General features: G+C 58.7%; 13 protein-coding genes. 11 read left to right on the top strand and 2 right to left on the bottom strand.

The annotated features are described in order from the left end of the window. Positions 1 to 94: 94 nt before the first annotated feature. The 9 genes from GJT30_01880 to GJT30_01920 all read left to right on the top strand — a co-directional run bounded on the left by GJT30_01880 (position 95) and on the right by GJT30_01920 (position 12,101). The gene (locus GJT30_01880; GenBank protein ID MSM38361.1) at positions 95 to 2,164 is read left to right on the top strand and encodes a PAS domain S-box protein; all 2,070 of its coding nucleotides are present in this window, start codon (positions 95 to 97) and stop codon (positions 2,162 to 2,164) included. Between the two features lie 95 nt (positions 2,165 to 2,259). Then, a complete protein-coding gene (locus GJT30_01885) occupies positions 2,260 to 3,030 on the top strand; it encodes an MBL fold metallo-hydrolase (GenBank protein ID MSM38362.1) in 771 nt (256 codons plus the stop codon). A 38-nt stretch (positions 3,031 to 3,068) separates the two neighbouring features. Then, complete coding sequence (locus tag GJT30_01890; protein ID MSM38363.1) at positions 3,069 to 4,364, top strand: adenylosuccinate lyase; 1,296 nt, start codon at positions 3,069 to 3,071, stop codon at positions 4,362 to 4,364. Continuing rightward, complete coding sequence (locus tag GJT30_01895; protein MSM38364.1) at positions 4,327 to 5,439, top strand: mechanosensitive ion channel; 1,113 nt, start codon at positions 4,327 to 4,329, stop codon at positions 5,437 to 5,439. The genes GJT30_01890 and GJT30_01895 overlap by 38 nt, the downstream gene beginning before the upstream one ends. Next, positions 5,439 to 8,429 (top strand): phosphoribosylformylglycinamidine synthase, encoded by a 2,991-nt coding sequence (locus GJT30_01900; GenBank protein MSM38365.1) that lies wholly within the window; start codon positions 5,439 to 5,441, stop codon positions 8,427 to 8,429. Before GJT30_01895 ends, GJT30_01900 begins: the two co-directional genes overlap by 1 nt. After that, positions 8,430 to 9,260 (top strand): phosphoribosylformylglycinamidine synthase subunit PurQ, encoded by an 831-nt coding sequence (locus GJT30_01905; GenBank protein ID MSM38366.1) that lies wholly within the window; start codon positions 8,430 to 8,432, stop codon positions 9,258 to 9,260. Between the two features lie 70 nt (positions 9,261 to 9,330). Further along, the gene (locus tag GJT30_01910) at positions 9,331 to 10,749 is read left to right on the top strand and encodes an amidophosphoribosyltransferase (protein MSM38367.1); all 1,419 of its coding nucleotides are present in this window, start codon (positions 9,331 to 9,333) and stop codon (positions 10,747 to 10,749) included. Then, positions 10,746 to 11,297, top strand: a complete 552-nt coding sequence (gene pyrE, locus GJT30_01915; GenBank protein MSM38368.1) for an orotate phosphoribosyltransferase — start codon at positions 10,746 to 10,748, stop codon at positions 11,295 to 11,297. The genes GJT30_01910 and pyrE overlap by 4 nt, the downstream gene beginning before the upstream one ends. 90 nt (positions 11,298 to 11,387) lie before the next feature. Next, positions 11,388 to 12,101, top strand: coding sequence for a YkgJ family cysteine cluster protein (locus GJT30_01920; GenBank protein ID MSM38369.1), 714 nt, complete (start codon positions 11,388 to 11,390; stop codon positions 12,099 to 12,101). Here the strand turns inward: GJT30_01920 and GJT30_01925 are convergent. Then, positions 12,079 to 12,711, bottom strand: a complete 633-nt coding sequence (locus tag GJT30_01925) for a phosphoribosylglycinamide formyltransferase (protein MSM38370.1) — start codon at positions 12,709 to 12,711, stop codon at positions 12,079 to 12,081. The two genes, GJT30_01920 and GJT30_01925, sit on opposite strands and share 23 nt — an antisense overlap. Further along, the gene (locus tag GJT30_01930; protein ID MSM38371.1) at positions 12,704 to 13,744 is read right to left on the bottom strand and encodes a phosphoribosylformylglycinamidine cyclo-ligase; all 1,041 of its coding nucleotides are present in this window, start codon (positions 13,742 to 13,744) and stop codon (positions 12,704 to 12,706) included. Before GJT30_01930 ends, GJT30_01925 begins: the two co-directional genes overlap by 8 nt. Positions 13,745 to 13,870: 126 nt before the next feature. Between GJT30_01930 and rimI the strand changes: the two genes are divergently transcribed. Both rimI and GJT30_01940 read left to right on the top strand, forming a co-directional pair. Continuing rightward, positions 13,871 to 14,341, top strand: coding sequence for a ribosomal-protein-alanine N-acetyltransferase (gene rimI, locus GJT30_01935; protein ID MSM38372.1), 471 nt, complete (start codon positions 13,871 to 13,873; stop codon positions 14,339 to 14,341). Further along, positions 14,341 to 15,156, top strand: coding sequence for a dihydroorotate dehydrogenase electron transfer subunit (locus GJT30_01940; GenBank protein ID MSM38373.1), 816 nt, complete (start codon positions 14,341 to 14,343; stop codon positions 15,154 to 15,156). Before rimI ends, GJT30_01940 begins: the two co-directional genes overlap by 1 nt. Positions 15,157 to 15,159: the final 3 nt, after the last annotated feature.

Consider the following 15,159-nt stretch of genomic DNA (forward strand, 5'->3'; position numbering starts at 1 on the left):
TGGGATTTAAAATAATGGCAAGTCAGCTCAATGCATGCTATTATTTTAAGAATTTCTTGCGGCCCTCCACTCTAGCCACAATCTGGCGCCTGACATGAAGAACACTCTCAAATTCCGGATAACATTTTTCTCCTTCATATTCCTGTTTATCCTGATCTTCTGTCTCTCCGCCCTGGAGCTCGCCGAAGACAGGAGGGATTACGTAGATATCCTGGTTCTGCGCTCCCAGAGTATCGGCAGTTCCATGCGGACTTACGTGGAGAAGATCGTTGGTCTGGGGCTGGAACTGAAGGAGATTGCCGGCATCTCCGAAAAATGCCAGGAGCTTGTGCAGGGCAATCCCGAAATCGCCTACTGTATCGTTACCGATCCCACCGGCAGGCAGCTTTTCCTCAATGACCCCGTATTTCTACATCTTCAACTTGATGATGTCAGGCACGTCATCACCACCAAGAACAATCGCCAGGCATTCATCATCGGTACCTCCTACCGTTATTACGATACGATCACCACGGTCAATACGGCAGATGGCAAGGTAGCGGCACAGATCCACGTCGGTTTCCCGGCGGAAGCTATCAATGCCAAGCTGAAAAGCAAGATCATCCGGACCGTTTTCTTTCTGATACTGGCACTTTTGGTCTCATTTTCCTTTCTGGTGGCTTTTGTCAACAGGAGCATCCTGAACCCCATTGCCGCTTTGCTGGGTGGGGTAAAAAAGATATCCGAAGGGTCATTCGAGACCCGCATCCAGGAGGTGCCGGTTTACGAGTTCAACCAACTGGCAAAGAACATCAATTTCATGTCCGAATCCCTCAAGAACCGCGAAGAGGAGATCCAGCGCAATTACCGTGAGTTGGCAGGCACTCACGAGGAATTGCGCATGTCATATCAGAAGCTTGAAAATCTGAGCATCGAGCTGGAACGCTCGGAGCAGCTCTATAAGTCGCTGATGGAAGACTCGGGTGATGCCATCGTCGTTGTCGGTAACAACGAGACGGTCGTTATCGTCAACAAAATGGCTGAGGAGCTCTTCGGCTATTCCGCCCAGAAGTTGGTTGGCCTCCCCATTACCAAGCTGCTCCTGCTTCTCAATGCCGAAAATATCCCCAAGATCCACAATGTTTTCCGCCAGGCACTCTCAGGGGTGCATATCGCCGAAGAGATGCAGTTTGTAAAGATGGGGGGAGAGGTCGTTCTTGCCCGGGTCAATGCCAGTTCCATCAAGAGCGGCAATCAGTTCCTCGTGCAGACAATCTTCAGGGACATTACCCGGGAACGCGAAGTGCTGCTCAATCTAGGCAAGAGCGCGGCCGACCTTGCCCGCCTGAACAAGATGAAGGATTCGTTTCTCGGACTTGCCTCCCACGAGCTCAAAACCCCTCTGACGGTCATCATGGGATATACCGAACTGATCCTTTCCGACATGTCCGATCAGGTCGACAAGACCATTCTGGAGATGGTGGAAAATATCTCCAATGCTGCAGTGAGGCTCGATGGCATCGTCAAGGACATGGTGGATGTCTCCATGATCGACGAGAAGCGTCTGCGGCTGAAGCTTGAGGATATCAACCTGAACCGGCTGGTGGAGGACGCGGTCAATGAGCTCCGCTTCTTTTTCACCATGCGCAAGCAGGAACTGGCATTCAACCTGGATGAATCCATTCCCCCCATCCGCGGCGACGGCATGCGGTTGATCCAGCTCCTCTCCAACGTCCTGGGAAACGCCATCAAGTTTACCCCCGACGGCGGCAAAATAACCATTGCGACAACGGCCAAATACATCGTCAAGAACCGCAATTCGGAGATCGTCGATGCCGCCCGCAAGGCAGCGGATATCGGCAAGGAACATCACCTCTACGTGGAGGTGACCATCACCGATACCGGCATCGGCATTGATCGCGAAGACCAGCAGAGAATCTTTGAAAAATTCTATGAAGCCGGAAAAATCGAGGAGCACAGCTCGGGTAAGGTCGCATTCAAGGCAAAGGGAGCCGGGCTCGGTCTGGCCATTGCCAAGGGGATTGTCGAGATGCACGGTGGTGAGATCTGGGTTGAATCCCCCGGCTACAATCCCGACAAGTTCCCTGGTTCGACCTTCCATATCCTTCTTCCGCTCAATCCCCTCACTGTGGACGCCACGCTTGAATACATGAACATGCTCTGAATATCACCTTTCTCCTTGAATGGAGAGCGAGTTTTCGGTATATTTCAAAGTTTATCGGTCTATGCGGGAAAGCTCATTTCATTGGGGTATCGCACGTGCGATTGTGCCTGCTTGCCAGCGGCAGTAAGGGAAATTCGATCTATCTGGAGACCGGCGATACCCGGCTGCTCATCGACGCCGGCTGTTCCGGAAGGGAGATTGTCGAGCGGCTCTCCAGTATCGATGTCGACCCTGCCAGCCTGCATGCCATCCTGGTGAGCCATGAGCATGGCGATCACATCCGTGGTGTCGGGACTCTGGCACGGCGCCTGAAGATCCCGGTACTCATCAGTTATCCGACCCTTGCCGGCAGCTCGAAACTCTTTGCCCGGACCAGCCCCCTTGAATTTGAGTCCGGTTATTCGTTCGCCTTTCGCGATCTGCAGATCGATCCATTTCCCATTACGCACGATGCCTGCGACCCTGTGGGATTTGTCCTGGAGAGCGGGGAGGGGAAGGTCGGTATTGCCACTGACCTCGGCATTGCCACGCGGTTGGTAAAGGAGAAGCTGAAAGGCTGCCGAGCCCTGGTCCTTGAGGCAAACCATGATGAAGAGATGCTCCTGAACGGGCCATATCCCTGGCACCTGAAGCAGCGCATCAAATCACGGCACGGGCATCTTTCCAATAACGAATCCATGGAGCTTTTGGGGGATATCCTGCATGCGGAACTGGAAGCGGTTTTTCTGGCCCACCTCTCCGAGGTAAACAACCATCCGGAAAAGGTTGCCGAAGTCACCGTCTCGTTCATGAGCAGGCAAACGACCTGCGCACCACAGTTGATTGTCGGAACCCAGTACCGTGCGAGTGATATGTTTTGTCTCTGATATTTTTCATCCACAACACAGACTCAAGGAGTTGACCAGTGATCGAACGTTATTCCCGTCCCGAAATGACTGCCATCTGGACCCCTGAAAACCGTTACCGGAAATGGCTGGATATCGAGGTATTCGCCTGCGAGGCTCATGCTGAACTCGGCAACATCCCGCGCGACGCGGTCGAGCGGATCAAGGCAAAGGCGAACTTCGACGTGGCACGCATCGACGAGATAGAGAAGACGGTCAAACACGACGTGATCGCTTTTCTCACCTCTGTAGCCGATTACATCGGCGACGACTCCCGCTTCGTTCACCTTGGGATGACCTCTTCGGACGTGCTGGACACTTCCTTTGCCCTGTTGCTTGCCGAGGCCTCGGACCTGATCATCAGCGACATCAAGCGCCTGATGGAAGTCATAAAAAGGCGTGCCTTTGAACACAAGATGACTCCGATGATGGGGCGATCGCACGGCATCCATGCGGAACCGGTCACCTTCGGGCTCAAGATGGCGCTCTGGTATGACGAAATGCGCCGGAACCTCCGCCGCATGGAGGCTGCGCGGGAGACCGTGGCTTACGGCAAGATCTCCGGCGCAGTGGGGACCTTTGCCAACATCGATCCCCGGGTGGAGGTCTACGTCTGCGAAAAGGCCGGGCTCAAGCCGGCCCCCTGTTCGACCCAGGTCATCCAGCGCGACCGGCATGCCGAATTCTTCTCCGCCCTGGCGATCATCGCCTCTTCCATCGAAAAATTCGCCGTCGAGATCCGCCATCTGCAGCGTACCGAGGTCCTGGAGGCAGAGGAGTTCTTCAGCAAGGGGCAAAAAGGGTCTTCGGCCATGCCCCACAAACGGAACCCGGTCCTGTCGGAGAATCTCACCGGTCTTGCCCGCCTGATCCGCGGTTATGCTGTTTCAGCCATGGAGAACGTCGCCCTCTGGCACGAGCGCGACATCTCCCACTCTTCGGTCGAGCGGATCATCGGTCCGGATGCAACCATCCTGCTCGATTTCATGCTGAACCGGGCAATCGGCCTGATCGACAACCTGGTGATCTACCCCGACAACATGATGAGGAACCTCAATCTCATGCGGGGGCTGATCTACTCGCAACGGGTGCTGTTGAAACTTGCCACGGCCGGCGCTTCGCGAGAGAAGGCATACACGCTGGTGCAGCGCAATGCCATGAAGGTCTGGGAAGAGGGGAAGGACTTCCAGGATGAGCTCTGCAGCGACAAGGATGTACGGGGCTATCTCGGTGAGGATGAGATCCGGGAGGCGTTCGACCTGGGCTATCATCTGAAACATGTGGACACGATCTTCACGAGGGTGTTCGGTGGATAGGATTCTCGATTATTTCCGCGCCCAGGAGACCGACGGACTCTATCTTTTCTGGTCCAAGGAACTCCTGATCGCTGTTCTGATCTTTGCCTGTTTCTGGGTGGCTTCCAAGATCGTCAAGTATCTCATGATGACCTGGGGGCCGCGGTTCACCGCGTTCACCGCGTCGGACCTGGACGATCGCATCCTGACCAGGGTCACGCCGCCGACCGCCATGCTGGTGGTTTTTGCCGGGCTCTATTACGCGGTCACGTCGCTGCCGTTTGCCGAGAAGATCCATGTTGCCGCATCGGGAGCGGTCTTTGTCGTCAACATGGCGATTCTGACCAATATCTCCTATCGGGTCACGGACGAGGTCCTTGCCTGGTATGCCAACCGGCTGGCCCAGCGGCATGGCGATGGGCTCGATCGCCAGCTCATCCCGCTTCTGGAAAAGCTGGTCACCATCTTCCTGGCCAGTACGGCCTTGATCATCACCCTCAAGCACTTTAATTACGATATCCTCTCCCTGGTCACCGCCCTGGGAATCGGCTCGCTCGCCATCGGTCTGGCGGCCAAGGATACCCTGGCAAACATGATTTCGGGCTTTACCCTGATGATCGACCGGCCGTTCAGGATCGGCGACCGGGTCCAGTTGAAGGACGGCAACTGGGGAGATGTTACCGATATCGGGCTGCGGACCACCAAGATCAAGACGGTCGACAATACCCTGCTGATCATCCCCAACTCCGACCTCTGCAACACCACGGTCATCAACCTGGCATTCCCCGATGTCCGGGCAAAGGGGCGCATCAACGTCGGGGTGGCCTACGGCACAGATGTGGAACTGGCAAAAAAGCTGCTTGTGTCGACCTCCCTGGAGATACCGGAGGTCCTGCGGGAACCGGCGCCGGAGGCGTACTTTACCGCCTTTGGCGACAGTGCCCTTGCCCTTTCCCTGTTTTTCTGGGTTGAAGAGTATACGCGCGTCTTCTCCGTGACCGACAAGATCAATACGCTCCTCCTCACGCGATTCGGAGAGGCAGGAATCGTCATTCCCTATCCCGTTCGCACCATCCATCTGCACAAGGAACAATAATGGCCCATCGTATCGAGGTTGCCCTCAAGGACGGAATTCGCGATGCCCGCGGCGAGCGGGTAAAAAGAGAGATCGAACATTTCCTGCATCTGCCCGTGGACGAAGTCCGCACCCTGGATGTCTATACGGTGGATGCAGCGCTGTCGCCCGAGGAGTTGGTGCATGTTGCCGCGGGCCCTTTCAGCGATCCGGTGATCCAGGCCTGGAGTCTCGACAGTCCACGGGCAACCGGATTCGATTATGCCGTCGAGGTCGGCTTCCGCCCCGGTGTCACCGACAACGTGGGGCGCACTGCCAAGGAGGCGATCGAGTATCTGATCGGCCGGCCGCTTGCATCGGGGGAAGCGGTCTACACCTCTGTGCAGTACCTGGTGACGGGCCGACTCGGCCTCGCCGACATGGAGCGGATTGCCACCGGTCTCCTCTGCAATACCCTGATCCAGCGCTATACAATCCTTGCTGCTGCCGATTTCCAGGCCCGCGGCGGGTTCCCCGCAACGGTGCCCAAGGTCCAGTCCGAGTCCAGGCCGGAGGTCCGTGAAATCGACCTGAACGTTGCCGACGAAGAGTTGCTGAGAATCAGCAAGGATGGGGTCCTGGCCCTGACCCTCGAAGAGATGAAGATCATCCAGGCGCATTTCCGGGATCCGCAGATATTGGCAGAACGGCGCAAGGTGGGGTTGGGGGAAAGACCGACCGACGTCGAGCTGGAGGCGCTGGCCCAGACCTGGTCGGAACACTGCAAGCATAAGATCTTCGCCGGCACGGTGCTGTACGAAGACGAGCAGGGGAACCGGCAGGAGATCAAATCCCTGTTCAAGTCGTTCATCCAGCGGACCACCAGAGATGTCCGGGAAAAGCTGGGGGAGCGGGACTTCTGTCTGTCGGTTTTCAAGGACAATGCCGGTGTGATACGTTTCAATGACGACTGGTCCCTGGTCTTCAAGGTCGAGACCCACAACTCCCCGTCAGCCCTTGACCCCTATGGTGGGGCGCTCACCGGCATCGTCGGCGTCAACCGCGATCCCTTTGGTACGGGGAAGGGTGCCAGGCTGATCTTCAACACCGATGTCTTCTGTTTTGCCGACCCGTTCTACGACAAGCCTCTTCCTGCCCGGCTGCTGCATCCCCGCCGCATCTACGAAGGGGTGGTGGAGGGGGTCGAGCATGGCGGCAACAAGAGCGGCATCCCCACGGTCAACGGTTCGCTGGTCTTTGATGAGCGGTTTGCCGGCAAGCCGCTGGTCTTTTGCGGCACGGCCGGGATCATGCCGGCGACCATCAATGGCGAAAAATCCCACGAGAAAGAGATCCTGCCGGGCGACCTGATCGTCATGACCGGCGGCCGCATCGGCAAGGACGGGATTCATGGCGCCACCTTTTCCTCGGAAGAGTTGAACGAAAACTCCCCGGTTTCGGCGGTGCAGATCGGCGACCCGATCACCCAGAAGCGGATGTTCGACTTCCTGATCCGCGCCCGGGACAAGGGGCTCTATCGGTTCATCACCGACAATGGCGCCGGCGGTCTCTCTTCCTCCATCGGCGAGATGTCGGGGGAATGCGGTGGCTGCCGGATGGACCTTGCCAAGGCACCCCTCAAGTATCCCGGTCTCAACCCATGGGAGATCCTCATCTCGGAGGCCCAGGAGCGGATGTCCCTGGCTGTGCCACCGGAGCATATCGATGAATTCCTGGGGATGGCAAGGCGCTTCGGTGTCGAGGCGACCGTCCTGGGCGAGTTCACCGACACCGGCATATTCCAGATCATGTACGGCGAGCAGACTGTAGCCTTCCTGCCGGTGGCGTTCATGCACGAGGGGCTCCCCCCCATGATCCTCCCGGCAAAATGGGAGACCAGACGGCACCCCGAGCCGCAGATCGCTTCCGGAGCAGACCATACGGATGACCTGAAGGCGCTGCTTGCCTCCCTCAATGTCTGCTCCAAGGAGTCGGTGGTCAGGCGCTACGATCACGAGGTGCAGGGAGGGAGCATTGTCAAGCCGTTCACCGGGGTTGCGGATGACGGCCCATCCGATGCCGCTGTCGTTCGACCCATCCTCGATTCCTACGAGGGAGTGGTCGTCAGCCACGGCATCTGCCCCCGTTACAGCGACATCGACACCTACCACATGACCGCCAATTCCATCGACGAAGGGATGCGCAACTATGTGGCCGTCGGCGGTTCACTGGATCTGGTGGCCGGCCTGGACAACTTCTGCTGGTGCGACCCGGTTCTCTCCGAGAAGACCCCTGACGGACCGTACAAGATGGCCCAACTGGTCAGGTCCAACCAGGCGCTTTACGACATCTGCCTTGCCTATAACCTGCCGCTCATCTCCGGCAAGGATTCCATGAAAAACGACTTCTACGACGGTACCACGAAGATCTCCATCCCGCCGACCCTTCTCTTTTCCGTGATCGGCAAGATCGAGGATATCCGCAAGGCAGTCACCATGGACCTGAAACGACCCGGCGACATCGTCTACCTCCTGGGCAAGACCGGCAACGAACTGGGGGCCTCGGAATTCCTGAACCTGAAGGGCTTTGTCGGCAACAACGTCCCGGTGGTCGATGCCGCCAAGGCCTATCGCCGTTACCAGGCCTATCATGAAGCGGTTCTGGCCGGGGTCGTTGCCTCTTGCCACGACCTGTCCGATGGCGGCCTGGCCGTTGCTTCCGCCGAATCCGCCTTTGCCGGCGGGTACGGGATGACCATCGATCTTGCCTCCGTACTCTGGAAAGGTGAGATGACGGCACGAAACGACACCGTGCTGCTCTTCAGCGAATCCGCCTCCCGTCACCTGGTGACGGTCCATCCCGAGAACCGCGAGCGTTTTGAGGCGATCATGAGCGGCAACTGCTTCGCGTCCATCGGACTGGTCACGGCTGAGCCAGTGCTTGACATCGCGGGGCTTGACGGGAACAGCGTGATCCGGGCGGGACTGGCTGAACTGAAAGAATCCTGGCAGAAAACCCTGAGGGACCTGTAAATGGCACACAAAGCACGCGCAATCGTCATAACCGGCAACGGCACCAACTGCGAGGTGGAGGCAGCCCATGCCTGCCGCCTGGGGGGATTCGACGAGGCGGTCATCGCCCATATCGCCGATATCCTGACCGGCGGGGTCCGTCTCGATGATTTCCATTTTCTCAACCTGACCGGGGGGTTCCTGGATGGCGACGACCTGGGAAGCGCCAAGGCACAGGCCAATCGACTCAGGTATGCCCGGATAGCGGGGAGCGAGGAGCATCTGCTGGATCAGCTGATCCGCTTCATCGCCGATGGCAAGCCGATCCTGGGGGTCTGCAACGGTTTCCAGATGATGGTGAAGATGGGGCTTCTGCCGGCACTGGACGGCACCTATCTCAACCAGGAGGCAACCCTTACCTTCAACGACTGCGGCCGTTTCCAGGATCGCTGGGTCTATCTGAAGGTCAATCCCGATGCGCCTTCGATCTTTACCCAGGGGATCGAAAAGGGGATCTACCTGCCGATCCGCCATGGTGAAGGGAAATTCGTCGCTGCCTCGCCGGCGGTGCTCGAACAGATCGAAAACCGCAACCTGTCGGTCCTCAAATATGCCGACTCTGCCTACGAAACGCCTGTCATGGAGTTCCCCTTAAACCCCAATGGCTCCCAGAATGCCATTGCCGGCATCTGCGATGCCAGTGGCAGGCTGATGGGGTTGATGCCCCATCCCGAGGCCTTTGTCCACCGGACCAACCATCCCCGCTGGACGCGTGAAGAACTCCCCGAGGATGGGGATGGCCTGATCCTGTTCCGGAATGCAGCCGAGTATGTGAAAAAGAACCTCTGTTGAGCCGTTGCCTGCCGGGCGCCGACTCATGGCGGCCGGGGGAGCGGTTCAACGGTTTCCCGAAGGAGAAACCATGAAGTTTGCAAGGCCCGAAGAAGAATGCGGCATTTTTGGCATCTACAACCATAAGGAAGCGGCCAACCTGACCTATCTCGGACTGTATGCCCTTCAACACCGCGGGCAGGAGGCGTGCGGCATCGTCTCGTCCGATGGACAGAATCTCTTCTCCCACAAGAGCATGGGGCTGGTTGCCGATGTCTTCGGCAACCCCGACATCTTCAGGTACCTCCCCGGCAATTCCGCCATAGGCCATGTCCGCTATTCCACTACCGGCGATTCGGTCGTCAAGAACGTCCAGCCGATCCTGGTCAACTACTCCCGCGGCTCCATCGCCGTCTCCCACAACGGCAACATCGTCAATTCCCAGCTGATCAGGGCCGAACTGGAGGCATGGGGATCGATCTTCCAGACTACCATGGACACTGAGATCATCGTCCACCTCCTGGCCGCCTCCAAATCCAGCAGCCTGGAAGACCGGATCATCGAGGCACTCAACCGTATCAAAGGGGCCTACTGCCTCCTGTTTCTCACCGAAACCCGCATGGTTGCAGCCAGGGACCCCCATGGCTTCCGGCCGCTCTGCCTCGGCAAGCTGGGCAACTCCTATGTGGTCGCCTCGGAAAGCTGTGCCCTCGACCTGATCGAGGCCGAATTCATCCGCGAGATCGAACCGGGCGAGATGGTGGTGATCGGCAAGGACGGCGTGACCTCCCACTTCCCCTTCAAGAAGGAGATCCCGGCCCCCTGCATCTTCGAATTCGTCTATTTTGCCCGTCCCGATTCCTTCATCTTCGGCAAGAACGTCTACCAGGTCCGCAAGGAGCTTGGCCGGCAACTGGCCAGGGAGCACGGCATCGAGGCCGATATCGTCATCCCGGTCCCGGATTCCGGGGTGCCGGCAGCCATGGGGTATGCCGAGGAGTCGGGGCTCCGCTTCGAGATGGGGCTGATCCGTAACCACTACGTGGGGCGCACCTTCATCGAGCCGGCCCAATCGATCCGCCACTTCGGCGTCAAGATCAAGCTCAACCCGGTGCGGGAGATCCTCAAGGGGAAGAGGGTGGTGGTCATCGACGATTCCATCGTCCGGGGAACCACCTCGCGCAAGATCGTCAAGATGGTCAGGAATGCCGGTGCGAAAGAGGTCCATATGCGGATATCCTCGCCACCCACCAGTTACCCCTGCTACTACGGCATCGACACCCCGAACCGGAAAGAGCTGATCTCCTCATCCCATACCATCGAGGAGATCCGGCGGTACATCACTGCCGATTCGCTCGGCTACCTCTCCCGTGAAGGCCTGATGCAGGCTGTGGGAGGGAAGGCCGGCTGTCACTGCCATGCCTGTTTCACCGGCGAGTACCCCATTCAATTTCCCCGGCTCGGGCCTGAGCCGCAACTCGACCTATTTGAAAAGGAGCCACTGTTATGACCGATCGGGAGCGTTTGAAGCAGATCATCATGGAGCTGTCCTACGAAAAGCGGAGGGTGACTCTCGCCTCCGGCCGGGAGAGCGATTTCTATTTTGACGGCAAGCAGACCACACTCCATGCAGAAGGGGGCTTTCTGGTGGGGAAGCTCTTCTATGAGGCCGCCAAGGGGTTCGAGGGGGTACAGGCAGTTGGCGGGATCACCCTCGGCGCAGACCCGATTGCCACGGCAACCTCCATTGCCGCCCTTCTGGACGGCAACCCGCTGCATGCGTTCATCATCCGCAAGGAGCCCAAGGGGCACGGCACCGGCCAGTGGCTGGAAGGGCGCAAGAACCTTCCTGTCGGCACCAAGGTGGTCATCGTGGAGGACGTGGTCACCACCGGCGGCTCTTCCATGAAAGCGGTGCGGCGGGCAGAAGAAGAAGGGCTCAAGGTGCTCGGCATTGTCTCCCTGGTTGACCGGGAAGAGGGTGGCCGCGAGAATATCGAGGCAGAAGGGTATGTGCTGAAGGCCATCTTCGGCAGAACCGAGTTGACCGGCGAATAAGTTTCATTGGCCAGCTTCACTTGAACAGCATCCAAAAGGGCGGCGTGTAACTCTCGCCGCCCTTTGTCGTGGAAATCCATGCAACCTGAAATACTCCATATCCTTGACCGCTACGGGGCGCTGCTTGCCGAGGTGGACGCCTGGTTCAGGCGCTGCATGGAGGCTTTCCCTGACGATATCCGCTGCAATGCCGGATGCAGCGACTGTTGCCGGGGACTGTTCGACATCACCCTGACGGACGCCCTGTTTCTGCGCCTCGGTTTTGCCCGGCTTCCCCGGGAACTGCAGGAATCGGTGCGAAAGAAGGCCGCAGCGCGGCTGGCAGAGATGGAGCGGCTCTGGCCGGAACTGGCGCCCCCATTCGTCCTTAACGATCGGCCCGAAGAGGAGTGGGAACAGCTCATGCCCGATGACGACGAGACCCCCTGCGTCCTCCTGGGGGACGACGGCCGCTGCCTTGTCTATGAGCATCGCCCCATGACCTGCAGGCTCCACGGGCTGCCGCTCATCGACCCTGACGGCACCCTGCTGCACGACGAGTGGTGTACGCTCAATTTCACCGAAGGATCGCCTGTGGAACTGCCGGGATTACGGGCAGAGTTCACCCGCCTGTTCCAGGAGGAAGTCCTTTTGTTTCATGATGTTGTTACTAAATTGTTCAAGCGTGACGTGAGGGAATTGGATACCTTTATCCCGCTGGCCGTGCTGTTCGATGCTGAGCGGTTTGATTGGGAGGAATGGGTGGAGCGGTTCGTGGCCGCAGGAGAGAAAGCGGCCGCACTCAATCGGCAGGAGCGATCCTGACGCAACGCCCCTCGATGGTGAGGCGCCTCTTTGCGTAGAGCTGGATGGCCTCCGGGTAGATCCGGTGTTCTTCCTTGTGGATTCGCTGGGACAGGGAATCTTCGGTGTCGCCTTCGACGACCGGCACGACAGCCTGGATGATGATCGGGCCGGTATCGCAGCCGGCATCGACGAAGTGAACCGTGCAACCGCTGACCTTTACCCCGTAGTCGAGCGCCTGCTGCTGGGCATGGAGGCCGGGGAAGGCGGGGAGCAGAGCCGGATGGATATTCATGATCCGGTTGGGAAAAGCGTCGATGATCACCGGGGTGAGTATCCGCATGAACCCGGCAAGTACGACGAGTTCAACGCCGTGTGTTCCCAGGGTGGTAACCAGGGCGGCGTCGTAGGCCTCACGGTTCTGGTACTGCCTGTGGTCGAGATGGATGGCGGGGATGGAGTGGCGACGGGCACGCTCCAAGGCAAAGGCGTCGGCCTTGTTGCTGATGACGCAGGCAATACGGGCCAACAGCTCGCCGGACTCGATCCGGTCGATGATCGACTGCAGGTTGGTGCCGTTTCCCGAAACCAGCACCCCAACGGCGACTGCCTGTCTGCCGGTGTCAGTCATTGAACTCCACACACTCTTTCCCTTCCTCGCATTTCACTACTTCACCGACGACAAAGGCCTGTTCGGAAAGGCCCGACAGCCTGATGAGAATATCCTCGGTCTCTTTTTCCGGCACCGCGAGCACCATGCCGATGCCGCAGTTGAAGGTCCGGAACATCTCCTCGTCGCTGATATTGCCCCCCTGCTGCAACAGGGAGAAGAGGGGAGGGATCTCCCAGCTCTGCCGATGGAGCATCGCCTTGCATTTGTGGGGGAGGATGCGGGGGATGTTTTCCAGCAGCCCGCCGCCGGTGATGTGGGCGATGCCGTGCACATGGAAATCGCGCATGAGGTTCAGCACCGATTTTACATAGATCCGGGTCGGCGTGAGCAGCTCTTCGCCGACGCTTTTGCCGAGACCGGGGAGCTGGCTGTCGATACCGAGGCCGAGATGTTCGAAGATCACCTTGCGTGCCAGGGAGTAGCCGTTGCTGTGCAGGCCGCTGGAGGCTATGCCGATCAGACGGTCGCCGACGGTAATGGAGGAGCCGTCGATGATGTTGTCCCGGTCGACGACGCCGACGGTGAAGCCCGCGATATCGTATTCCCCGTCTGCATAGAAACCGGGCATTTCAGCGGTCTCGCCGCCGATCAGGGCGCAGCCGGCCTGGACGCAGCCGGCCGAGATCCCCTTGACTATCTCCGCGGCCTTTTCCGGCAAAAGCTTCCCGGTTGCCAGGTAATCGAGGAAAAAGAGCGGTTCGGCCCCCTGGACGACGATGTCGTTGACGCACATGGCGACCAGATCGATGCCTACGGTATCGTGCTTGTCGGCCATGAATGCCAGCTTGAGCTTGGTGCCGACGCCGTCGGTTCCTGACACCAGGACCGGGTTTTTGTATTTGTTCGTATTGAGCGAGAAAAGGCCGCCGAAGCCGCCGATGTCGGCGATGACCTCGGGGCGCGAAGTGGCCTTTACCAGCGGTTTGATCATCTTGACAAAAGTGTTGCCGGCATCGATGTCTACGCCGGCGTCCTTATAGGTAACACCCATGGGTACCTGCTCCGTTTCTGACAATATCGAAACTCTTTACTTAAACTATCGACATGGAAAAGTCAAACCGATTCTGGCCCGAAAAAAGGTTTGCATGCCGCCTGCTGTTCGCCTATGATGCTACGGATGACGGGAGTTGGCGACATTACCATCTGCGCCATGAGCGATGCCGATCTGGATGAGGTTCTGGCCATTGAGGCGGTTTCCTACCCCAAGCCGTGGACCAGGGAGCACTTCCTCGACGAACTCAATTCCCCGTTTGCTTCCCCCCTGGTGGCGCTGGACGGAGAGGGGCGGGTGGCCGGCTATCTCTGCCCCATGCTCCTTCTTGACGAGGCGCAGATCCTGAATGTGGCTGTCCGGCCCGACCTGCGTTCCCACGGTCTGGGTCGCCTGCTGATCGAGTCCCTGCTTGACGACTACCGTAACCGCGGAGCCAGCGTTCTGAGCCTGGAGGTCAGGGTTTCCAACGAGCCTGCCCGTGCCCTCTACCGGAATCTCGGCTTCGTTGAGACGGGACGGCGTCCCAAATACTATGAAAACGGCGAAGATGCCATCCTGATGGAGTACATCTTCGACCAACCCGGAGACAGGTAATGCAGTTTAAGTCAATGGTGCTCTCCAATGTGGAGGTTTCACCCTCGTATTTCCGGATGCGGATGACCGCACCACCCACCATCGGCTCCTCCTGTCCGGGGCAGTTCGTCATGGTGAAGGTCAATCCGGCCATCGACCCGCTGCTGCGCCGGCCGTTCGGTGTCTTCGATCTGGGGACCTTCGAGACCGAATTCACCGACTGCGGCAGGCAGACCTACCTGGAGATCCTCTACAAGGTTGTCGGCAAGGGGACTGCCATGCTCTCGACCCTGCACCATGGGGATCACCTGGATATCCTCGGGCCGCTGGGAAAGGGCTTCACCCCGGGCGATCCCGCCGGCGAAAAGCTGCTGGTGGGGGGAGGGGTCGGCCTGGCACCGCTCTATTACCTGGCCAAGGAGCTGGTAAGAGAGTCCAGGGTCCACCTGTTCGCCGGGGGGCGAAACAAGGAGGATATCCTCTGCATCACCGAATTCGACCGGCTCGGTGTTGAGACCTATGTCGCCACCGATGACGGGACCTTGGGAGCCCAGGGGCTGGTGACCGAGGTCCTGGAGCAGCATCTGTCGCGAGCCGGCGCCAATGCCACCATCTACGCCTGCGGTCCGACGCCGATGCTGAAGGCAGTGGCGTTTCTGGCAGAGAAATACGGGATCGCCTGCCAGGTCTCCCTTGAGGGGTACATGGCCTGCGGTGTCGGAGCCTGCCTCGGCTGCGTCGTCCAGGGGAAGGACCACAGCGAAACAACCCCCGACTACCGGTGCGTCTGCAAGGACGGCCCGGTCTTTGATCAAGCAGATCTCCTCTGGAGTTGACCC

This window comes from Geobacter sp. (assembly GCA_009684525.1).
Taxonomy (GTDB): domain Bacteria; phylum Desulfobacterota; class Desulfuromonadia; order Geobacterales; family DSM-12255; genus Geoanaerobacter.

Coding starts and splice junctions, on each gene's coding strand:
- GJT30_01880 (MSM38361.1), top strand. CDS start 95: ATGAAGAACACTCTCAAATTCCGGATAACATTTTTCTCCTTCATATTC.
- GJT30_01895 (MSM38364.1), top strand. CDS start 4,327: ATGTGGACACGATCTTCACGAGGGTGTTCGGTGGATAGGATTCTCGAT.
- GJT30_01900 (MSM38365.1), top strand. CDS start 5,439: ATGGCCCATCGTATCGAGGTTGCCCTCAAGGACGGAATTCGCGATGCC.
- GJT30_01905 (MSM38366.1), top strand. CDS start 8,430: ATGGCACACAAAGCACGCGCAATCGTCATAACCGGCAACGGCACCAAC.
- GJT30_01910 (MSM38367.1), top strand. CDS start 9,331: ATGAAGTTTGCAAGGCCCGAAGAAGAATGCGGCATTTTTGGCATCTAC.
- pyrE (MSM38368.1), top strand. CDS start 10,746: ATGACCGATCGGGAGCGTTTGAAGCAGATCATCATGGAGCTGTCCTAC.
- GJT30_01925 (MSM38370.1), bottom strand. CDS start 12,711: ATGACTGACACCGGCAGACAGGCAGTCGCCGTTGGGGTGCTGGTTTCG.
- GJT30_01930 (MSM38371.1), bottom strand. CDS start 13,744: ATGGGTGTTACCTATAAGGACGCCGGCGTAGACATCGATGCCGGCAAC.
- rimI (MSM38372.1), top strand. CDS start 13,871: ATGACGGGAGTTGGCGACATTACCATCTGCGCCATGAGCGATGCCGAT.
- GJT30_01940 (MSM38373.1), top strand. CDS start 14,341: ATGCAGTTTAAGTCAATGGTGCTCTCCAATGTGGAGGTTTCACCCTCG.